At 44.7% G+C, this 9,469-nt stretch carries 7 protein-coding genes; 4 read left to right on the forward strand and 3 right to left on the reverse strand.

The features are described from left to right. Positions 1-130 precede the first annotated feature (130 nt). Together ACED46_RS20525 and clcA are read right to left on the reverse strand one after the other, a co-directional pair. A complete protein-coding gene (locus ACED46_RS20525) occupies positions 131-1,111 on the reverse strand; it encodes a TDT family transporter (protein ID WP_104216296.1) in 981 nt (326 codons plus the stop codon). A gap of 206 nt (positions 1,112-1,317) precedes the next feature. Then, positions 1,318-2,724 (reverse strand): H(+)/Cl(-) exchange transporter ClcA, encoded by a 1,407-nt coding sequence (gene clcA / locus ACED46_RS20530; protein ID WP_017064484.1) that lies wholly within the window; start codon positions 2,722-2,724, stop codon positions 1,318-1,320. Positions 2,725-3,266: 542 nt separating this feature from the next. On the opposite strand from clcA, the gene ACED46_RS20535 reads away from it, so the two are divergent. The 3 genes from ACED46_RS20535 to ACED46_RS20545 all read left to right on the forward strand — a co-directional run bounded on the left by ACED46_RS20535 (position 3,267) and on the right by ACED46_RS20545 (position 6,506). Continuing rightward, the gene (locus ACED46_RS20535) at positions 3,267-4,250 is read left to right on the forward strand and encodes a GTP-binding protein (RefSeq protein ID WP_229647844.1); all 984 of its coding nucleotides are present in this window, start codon (positions 3,267-3,269) and stop codon (positions 4,248-4,250) included. A gap of 182 nt (positions 4,251-4,432) precedes the next feature. Next, positions 4,433-5,719, forward strand: coding sequence for a DEAD/DEAH box helicase (locus ACED46_RS20540; RefSeq protein WP_019821956.1), 1,287 nt, complete (start codon positions 4,433-4,435; stop codon positions 5,717-5,719). A gap of 166 nt (positions 5,720-5,885) precedes the next feature. After that, positions 5,886-6,506, forward strand: a complete 621-nt coding sequence (locus ACED46_RS20545) for a LysE family translocator (protein WP_371722319.1) — start codon at positions 5,886-5,888, stop codon at positions 6,504-6,506. Between the two features lie 254 nt (positions 6,507-6,760). On the opposite strand, the gene ACED46_RS20550 is transcribed toward ACED46_RS20545, so the two are convergent. After that, positions 6,761-8,788, reverse strand: a complete 2,028-nt coding sequence (locus ACED46_RS20550) for a PhoX family phosphatase (protein WP_371722320.1) — start codon at positions 8,786-8,788, stop codon at positions 6,761-6,763. A gap of 254 nt (positions 8,789-9,042) precedes the next feature. On the opposite strand from ACED46_RS20550, the gene ACED46_RS20555 reads away from it, so the two are divergent. Continuing rightward, positions 9,043-9,384, forward strand: coding sequence for a YggL family protein (locus ACED46_RS20555; protein WP_017062629.1), 342 nt, complete (start codon positions 9,043-9,045; stop codon positions 9,382-9,384). The last annotated feature ends 85 nt before the right edge of the window (positions 9,385-9,469 follow it).

The following is a 9,469-nucleotide window of genomic DNA, read 5'->3' on the forward strand; positions in this document are numbered from 1 at the left end:
GGATCGTTCAAGTCTTCTTAAACGATCGGCATTATCACAGTGTGAGGCCTTTTTGGGTTTGGTTGGTTTTGTCTGACATCATCGACTACTGCAGAACACGATGGTTCAGCTAAGATCTTTTCGCTTCTATCTAAGAACGTTTCATCTTCTTGGACATGTAGTCGGAATCGAAAAACTCAGGCCAGTACATTTTTACGTAACCACCGGCAACCCAAATCACTAGAATGGTGGCGATGGTTAGCTCAAAGAAACCAAACTTGTGTAGCCAATACCATTGTGGGTATTCCGCGCCGAAAAATGTAGTTAGACGATGCATGGCAATAGCGCTGATCACAGATGGGAAGGTGACGGCAGCAATCGAAGGTTGGAACTTCAAACGCATCAGGCGGATGTAACACAAGTAAATCAACAAAGTCATGGTGATGGCAATGCCCGCCAATGCACCTGTTAGAATCGGGTCTGGGTTGTCGAAGTTAACCAAGTAAGCGGCTAAAGATAAGTTAACCGGAGCTGCCATGATAGCGAGTGTTGGTCTTGCTCGGCGAGGAAGATTGCCTTCGAACACCAAGCGGTACAACACCACTGGCAACATAAGGAAATAGATACCAATACAAGTGACCGCAAGTGTTTCTGAAAATACGGTGTGCCCGAACTGTGTGCCAGCTAAGGAACTGCTGATCAAACCGACCGGATACAGAAACCAACTCGGTACAATGTTCGACATTTTGAAGTTGATGATCTGAAAACTGAAGAACAACACCATCATGGTAAAGTGCAGCAATAGCGCGCAGAACCAAACTGGGTAGGCGATAGCTGGCGATATCTCGGCTAAATAGTCGCACAGAATCAGTAAAGCCATGCTCATTGGTGCCATCAAGCTTCCGCTTAACGGGTGGCGAATATCATTAAGGAAGGTATTAAAGCTCGTTAAATAGCGCAGTAAAACAGGCAGCAATAATAGCGCGCCGAATGCAGCGAGGTAGGGACGAATTATCTCACCAATGCCCGGGATATATAACGCCCAAGCTTGTCCTAACCCAATAACGCCAAGTGCTAAAGACGCCTGAGATGGCGGCACATTTTTTACTTGGGTTAATCTTCTCCAGTTCAACGACTTGCTCCGACTTAGTTAATTACAGAATATTGGACTATTTGCTTTAGTTAGAGTGTGTAGGTCTTCCATCAATAGATTTTGAGGGCACTCAACTAATTTTGAGTGGATGATACCAAGTTTAACGTTTGCTTTTTTGATTTTGATGCGGAATCGGGAGATTAAGCACGTTGAATGTGTGCTTTTGTTTCATGAGTCATTTGTAATTAACGTACTTCCTCTTGTTGAGGGAGATCTTGTTGTCTTAGTTTTTCGTTTTTCAGCGTACGGTTAAGCAGTTGACTGTAAATTGGCTGCCCACCTAACATTTGAGCAATGATTACCGCACCTAAGCAGGTGATGATCAACGGCAGGATCAGGTAGTAGTTATTGGTCATTTCGATAACCAACAGTATGCCAGTGATAGGCGCTCGCACGGTGGCGGCAAATAATGCTCCCATGCCAGCAATTGCAAACATACCCGGTTCAATATTCAGTTCGGGAAAGAATGCCGCTGCGATAAGCCCGAACGCATAACCAAAGAGTGTTCCTAGCGCAAGCATTGGTGCAAAGATACCGCCTGGCGCACCAGAGCCGAAACAAAGCAGGGTAGTGAGGACTCGGCCTAAGAAAATCAACAACAACACATTGGCGCTGTAGCTGCCATTCGTGATGTTCGGGATGATACCAATACCACCACCAGTTAATTCAGGTATATAAAGGAGCAACAAGCCAAAGCAACCGCCAAGTAGGGTGCCTGTCATCAAGTAGCGTTTACGGTCATTCTTGTGGATCGCCACAAACAGGTCTTGGGAAAGCGTAATCAGTTTATTGAAAATCACACCAAACAGGCCGAACAACACACCTAATAATAAGAATAACCAAAGTGCGTCGAGTTCAGGCGGCTGGTACTGAGGCATTGTGATAACGGCAGATTGGCCATTGATAGAACGAAATACAATGTTGGCTGAAACTGCTGAGATGATGACAGCTTTGATTGATATGAGTGAGTAGCGAAACTGTGGTCTCATCTCCTCAACCACAAACATGATTCCTGCCAGTGGTGCGTTAAATGCGGCGGCTAAGCCACCAGCGGCACCTGAAGCCAACAGTGAGTGGCGAGTGTCATCGTCTTTGACTCGAAAGATATCAGTGACCATACGACCGATACTGCCGCCCATTTGAACGGTTGGCCCTTCACGGCCTAAAACCATACCAGAGCCTAACGCGCCCATGCCGCCAAAGAATTTTACGGGTAATACTCTCCACCATCGAACAGGGCGCATGCCGTCCATTGCACCTTCGATTTCAGGGATACCTGAACCGGCAGCTTCTGGAGCAAAACGGTGAACGAGAAAATAACCAATAAAGGCGAATGCCGCACTAATAAGGAAAGCAGCAAGCCACAGTGGTAAATGGCTACCGATTTCATCTTTCAGCCAATCGGTACGAGTTTCTGTGATGAAATGAACCGCAACTTCGAAATAGGTACCCACTACACCAGCAAGTACACCCACAATACAAGAAAGGAAGAGAACCGAAGCTGGGGTCTTATCTCTTGAGAGAAATTGATTAATAGCATCCCTTGGCATCTTGGCTAGTAAGGACTGCTTAATTTTCTCTCTTCTGGTCATAAAGATAAGTTTCCTGAATGAGTTAAGGCGGGGTTGCATTAAATTATACGCTTCCTCTGCATATCCTATAGCAACAAAGTTGAAAAGTTGAATTTCATTTATGGAATGTACGTGTTACATAAATAGAATATATGCTCAATAGTGGAATCACCGTCACAGTTTTGATCGATTCTCTGGCGGCGGCTTGAATATCCCCAAAAATGAACCATAGTTAAATCGTAAAGCAACATAACGAACCGCAAGGAGAAGTGAGGTTTTACACACAATTTGGATGGATTCAGAAACAAAGTTTTAGTTCCTCGTTAAATGTTCAGGTCGATATTTAAGGCTTCCTGATTCGCGAACTCACGATTGAGTAACGAGGGTGGGGCGTACTGAGTAAGTACGCCTTTAGTTCGTCTGGAGCATCCCATTTTCATCGTTCCCCCCTTTTCTAGTGACACTCATACAACTTCTGGCTTAAATCATTCTCCGTATAAACAAGCGATTGGGGTCAATTTCTCCGTGATTGTGTATATACTCCCTTAAAAAGGAGAACTGATATGACTAAAAAAGTTCCTACAAACATCATTACGGGCTTCTTGGGTGTTGGTAAAACGACAGCCATTTTGAACCTGCTAAAAAATAAACCTGAGAATGAAAACTGGGCTGTTCTGGTTAATGAGTTCGGGGAAATCGGTATTGACGGTGCATTGATGACAGATCAAGGTGCTTTGATTAAAGAAGTACCGGGTGGTTGCATGTGTTGTACTGCGGGCGTGCCTATGTCGGTAGGTATTAATGCCTTACTTCGCCAAAAACCAGACCGTTTATTGATTGAGCCGACAGGGCTTGGTCACCCTAAACAAGTGATTGCGACACTGACTTCCGATCAGTACACGCCATATGTCGATTTAAAAGCGACGCTTGGTTTGGTTGACCCACGAAATCTATCTAATGAAAAGTACACTTCGAATCAGAATTTTAATGATCAACTAAACAGTGCAGATGTGATTCTTGGTACTAAGGTTGACCTTGTTCATTCTGAAGACATCGATATGTTTAATGATTGGGTGACGGATCAAACGCCAGCAAAAGTCTTCCATAAGCTAATTCACGATGGTGAAGTGCCATTGGAAGTGTTGGACATTGAAAGAGTATACGGTGGTGCTTCCTCTCATATTGAAGCGCATCATCACGATCATGCTGAACAAGAGCCTCAATTCCAACTTCCGCCTGGTGAAGCTTTCATCCGTAAAGAGAATAAAGGACAGGGCTATTTCAGTTGCGGTTGGTTGTTTGGCGCAGAGCATAAGTTCGACTTCGATGCGCTATTCTCTATGTTGTCGGATCTAACGGCCGAGCGTGTAAAAGCCGTCGTGAACACCGACCAAGGTTGCTACGCATTCAATGTGGCGAATCAAGTCGTGTCTGTGAACGAAATTACACTGGATGGCTTTGAATCTCGATTGGAAGTGATCGACTCGCAGCTCATGCCATGGGGCGATCTAGAGCAGATTCTACTCAAGCTGTGTGGCATCAAATAGCCCAGTTTTTGCTGTTTGAACCAAGGATCTTGGTGTTTACTTCGTTGAAGGCGGGATAAACACCAGATTAAATGAGAAAGTTTGCGTTATATCACGATAAATGTGAGATAAATCACTCTAATTACTTTATAGTGCTCGGCTGAAATAAGAATGTAGGCTGTCTGCTTAAGGAACCCGTAACAATGTCATTTTCCTCTCAAGGTTTTGCTCCTGAATTAGTCAAAGCGTTGACTGAGTGCGGTTATGAAAAACTCACTCCAATTCAACAAAAAGCGATTCCAATGGCTCGTAAAGGCCATGATATTTTTGCTACTGCTCAAACCGGTACGGGTAAAACAGCGGCATTTTCATTGCCTGTTATTCAGCACCTTTTGAACAGCGGTAAAAAGGCGTCTAGAGGAACGGCTCGCGGCCTTATTCTTGCTCCAACTCGTGAGCTTGCTGCGCAGATCGCTCAAAACATTAAAGACTACGTTAAATACACAGATCTAAGTGTTTCTGCGGTTTACGGTGGTAACAAGATGTCTTCACAAGTTCGTCAACTAGAACTGGGTGTGGATATTTTGGTTGCAACACCTGGCCGTTTAGAAGAGCACTTAGAAGCGGGTAACGTGTCTATTGCTAACCTAGAATTTCTAGTATTTGATGAAGCTGACCGTATCCTTGATATGGGCTTTATCAATGCCGTTCGTAAGATCATGTTGGATGTAGAAACATCACCGCAAATCATGATGTTCTCTGCAACGACTTCTACTCAGTTAAACCAACTGTCTGTTGATATTCTGCGTAAACCAAAACGTATTAGTGTTGAGCGCGAAAACTCAACGGCTGCTACTGTCGGCCACGTGGTTTACCCAGTGGATCAAGAGCGTAAAACAGAACTGCTTTCTGAGCTGATTGGTCGTAAAAACTGGCGCCAAGTGCTTGTGTTCGTGAACTATAAAGAAACAGCGAATGATGTAGTTAAAGAGCTTAAGCTTGACGGTATTAAAGCGGTACTTTGTCACGGTGATAAAGCGCAAAGTGCTCGTCGTCGTGCTTTGGATGATTTCAAAGAAGGTAGAGCACGTGTGATGGTAGCAACCGACGTTGCAGCTCGTGGTCTTGATATCGAAGACTTACCACACGTAATTAACTACGACATGCCTTTCCTAGCGGAAGATTACGTTCACCGTATTGGCCGTACAGGTCGTGCTGGTAAACAAGGTCACGCAATCTCTTTCGTTAACCGCGAAGAAGAGCTGACTGTTGTTCAAGTTGAAAAACTGATTCAACAACGTATTCGCCGTGTTGAACAACCGGGTTACGAACCGAAGAAACGTGATGCTTACATCGAGAAGCTGAACACTAAATCGGCTTACAAAAACCGTCAGGGTCGTAAGAACAACGCGAACGAAGAGCCACAAGATCAAGCAAGCGCTGAACGTCGTTTGACTATGATGAAGCGAATTAAAAACCGTCGTAAGTAAAATTACGGTTGGTAATGAAAAAGAGCCACTGTTATGTGGCTCTTTTTGTTTGTATTGATCGCAATATTGTTTATTGTCATTACTGCTTCGTTTCAACCTCGCTTCATTTCAAGCCCGATCAAGAAACAAGAACTATTAAATAAAAATAAGTCGATAAGGTAATAATATGGATAGCGCACTACTTTGGGCTTTTATTCCCACATTTTTCTTTGTGTCAATCACGCCCGGCATGTGTATGACTTTGGCGTTGACGCTAGGAATGAGTGTTGGATACAAGCGTACATTATGGATGATGATCGGTGAATTGGCTGGTGTTGCAGTGGTTTCTATTGCTGCGGTATTGGGTATTGCATCTATCATGTTGAACTACCCGTGGCTATTTACGGGCTTCAAATTTGTTGGCGCAGCTTACTTGTTCTATTTGGGCGTTCAGATGTGGCGTTCAAGAGGCAAACTGGCGATCAGCACTGACAACCAAACAACAAAAGTCAGCAATGATTGGGACTTGGTGGTTCAAGGTTTTGTCACTGCAAATGCGAACCCAAAAGGCTGGGCGTTTATGATTTCTTTGCTGCCTCCTTTTATTAACAGCAATAAAGACTTAGCACCGCAGTTACTCATTCTCGTGTCGATCATTCTGGTTTCTGAGTTTGTTTGCATGACTTTATACGCGACCGGCGGTAAGAGCTTAAAACATATGCTCGGCAAGGCGGATAACGTTAAGTTGATGAACCGTATTGCTGGTACGTTGATGATGGGTGTTGGTGTGTGGCTGTTCGTGAGTTAATTCTGAAAAGCGATAACGGTTAGAGATCTCCGACTCAGTCGTCCCTCCTTCTCGAGGATGACTAGAGCTTGGTATGACGAGCTCTTTGGATGATGATAAGTTTTTAAGGCTTGGTTCCTTACTTAAACCGAAGAATGCATAGAATATAAAAAGAGCAATAGGGCATTTGGCCTTATCGCTCTTTTTGATTTTACTGAGCTAGCGAACAGAAATTAGATAACAGAAATGTTTCTGATCTTAGCTAGATTTGCGTATTAAACCGCGATTTCACCGCCGTCTTCACGACGAATCACAACCGTAGATGCTCTTGGACGAACATTGCCTTGAGTTTGTGCTGTTGCATCTTCAGACGATGGCCAGTTTGCAGGGTGTTGAATGTTCACAAACAGTGATTTGAAATCTGGGCTGATGGTAAAGCCAGTCACTTCACAACCGTTTGGACCCACAAAGAAGCGTTTAAGCTGTGCTTGGTTGTTTGCATCAATCACCGCACTGTTGCCGTTGTCATCCGTTAACTGAGATGGAACCACTGCCAGCATTTGGTCATTGGTGTAGCCAGTTACTTCGTCTGCGCCGTTATCTGTCTGAATCCACAAGATGCCACGAGCATCAAACGCTAAGCCGTCAGGGCTCGCGAATTGGTTCATGTCTGTTAGACCAGAGCGGTTAATAGACTTGTCTTCCACTGCTGGTGAACCAAATACGAAGATATCCCAATCGAACTCGCCTGCCGTTTTGCCTTCATCCCAACGGATAACATGACCGAACTTGTTGTCTACGCGAGGGTTCGCAGAGTTCGCTTCTTTACGCTTGTTGTTATTAGTCAGCGTTAGGTAAGCCGTACCCGTCATTGGGTCAACAGAGCACCATTCAGGGCGATCCATTGGCGTTGCACCAACAAGGTCGGCAGCGCCCGCTGTATTGATGATAAGCGCTGCTTGAGAGTCAAATGAATCACCTAGCTTGCCGCCGTTTGTAGTCTTGCTGCCCAACGTTAGTGGTAGCCACGTACCTGAACCGTCATCGTTGAACTTAGCCACATACAGCGTGCCTTTATCCATGTACTTGTCACCCGCACTTAGGCGATTACTCGGTTCTGCGTCACGCGGGTCCCATTTCTCTTCAGAAACAAATTTGTATAGGTATTCAAAGCGAGAATCGTGACCAGAGTAGAATACGATTGGCTCGCCTTCGGTCAACTTACCAAACGTACAGCCTTCGTGACGGAAACAACCCAGTGCAGAACGTTTCTTAGCGCGAGAGTTTGCTGTGTATGGGTCGATTTCAACAATGTAGCCGTGACCGTGTGCTTCGTTACGGTAATCGTCCATTGCTGACTCACCTGTTGGTGTTACGTCAAAGCGAGCAAATTCGTCTAGGCGTTCTTGTTTGTCACCAGAAAGCGTGTCCCAACCGTAACGTGTTTTGTCGGTAGCGATACCAATACGTTCTTGCGCTGGTGTTGTCTCGCCTTTGTTAACGAAATAACCCGGCCAGTTTTCTTCACACGTTAGGTAAGTGCCCCATGGTGTGTAGCCATTACCACAGTTGTTCAAGGTGCCACGAGCTTGGCTGCCGTCTTGTGAGAACTTGGTTTTGGTAAATTCACTGTGTGCAACAGGACCAGACAGATCCATTACGGTCGCGCCTGTGTAGCGGCGGTTCAGAGGATCGTTATCGACCATCACCCATTGGTTGCCTTCAAGTTTTACACGAACCACACTCACGCCGTGTGCGTTGATCTCTTTACGTACTTCATCAAGGCTAGGGCGGTTGCCTTCATCGTATGTAGGACCATTAGCGTGCAGTGCTTTTTGGTCGATGTATTCGTGATTAATCACCAACAAACCGTCGTTGCTGTTGCCATTAAGCGGGAAGAAGTGCATGCCGTCGTGGTGCATGCCCAGTGAGTTTGCTTGATCTTGTGCGTTGTTGGTTCCATCTTTTAACCAAGCATTGCCTTGCTTGTTAAGTGGAGTACCCCAAGGAACCAATACTTGTGCTGTATAGCCTTTTGGCACAACGACACTGTCTGTCAGTGAGCCTTTAACCGATTCGAATGCAAGTGTAGCAGTGCTTTTTTGCGGTGCGCTAAATGATGCTGTCGCCGCGTGCGCTGTGCTGTGGCCTGCTAAACCAAAAGCACCAAACGCCGTCATTGCACTGATGCCTAAACCGCCTTTGAGAACATTTCTTCTTGAAAGGTTCGCATCTAAAACTTCTTCGAAGGGTTTGTTTTTGCTCTTATTAAAACGAGTGCTATCAAATGTTTCCTTGCTCATCTTTACTGCTTCCTATTGGCTGATTTTATTATTCGTTATTCATGACTTACCCACCTACTAACTAATTGGTTAATAAGTTGGGTCAATGTGTGACTAATCGTGAAGCAGTTAAGTGACAGATTTTTATAGATTTGATTAAGGTTTTGTTTCTGTAGCACGATTTTTGCCATTAACACCCTTGTGTAATACAAAACTCTTGGGGATTGATGTGGAACTGTGTATAAATGCTTTATCAAACGAAAAGAGAGGCAGTTATGAAATTAGATAAAATCGAAAACAAAAATCGTCGCCTACGCAAAAAGCTATACCTAGGTGAATTCGCGATTCTGGGTTTTGAAGTAAGCTGCAAGACATCGATTACTGATTTTGATCAATACGATGTGTTCATTGATGAGTTCATTGATTTCATCGACAGCATCGGTCTGTGCTTTGGTGGCGGCGGCCTTGAGCTGTTTGAAGGTTTCTTATGCTCAATTGAGCGCTACCGTTCAGTAACAGAAGCAGAACAACTGCAAGTTGCTCAATGGCTTGAAGCTCGTGCTGAAGTAAGCAAAGTGGAAGTTAGCGAACTGATTGACGCAAACTACGCGTTCTAATTTGATGTTGTGTTGTTAGCTCGATTGAAAGTAAGCGTCTTTAAATCGACTCATTGACTTTCAAGCCTCAACACAGATACCGCCA

Source organism: Vibrio sp. 1S139 (assembly GCF_041439475.1).
GTDB lineage: Bacteria > Pseudomonadota > Gammaproteobacteria > Enterobacterales > Vibrionaceae > Vibrio > Vibrio crassostreae_C.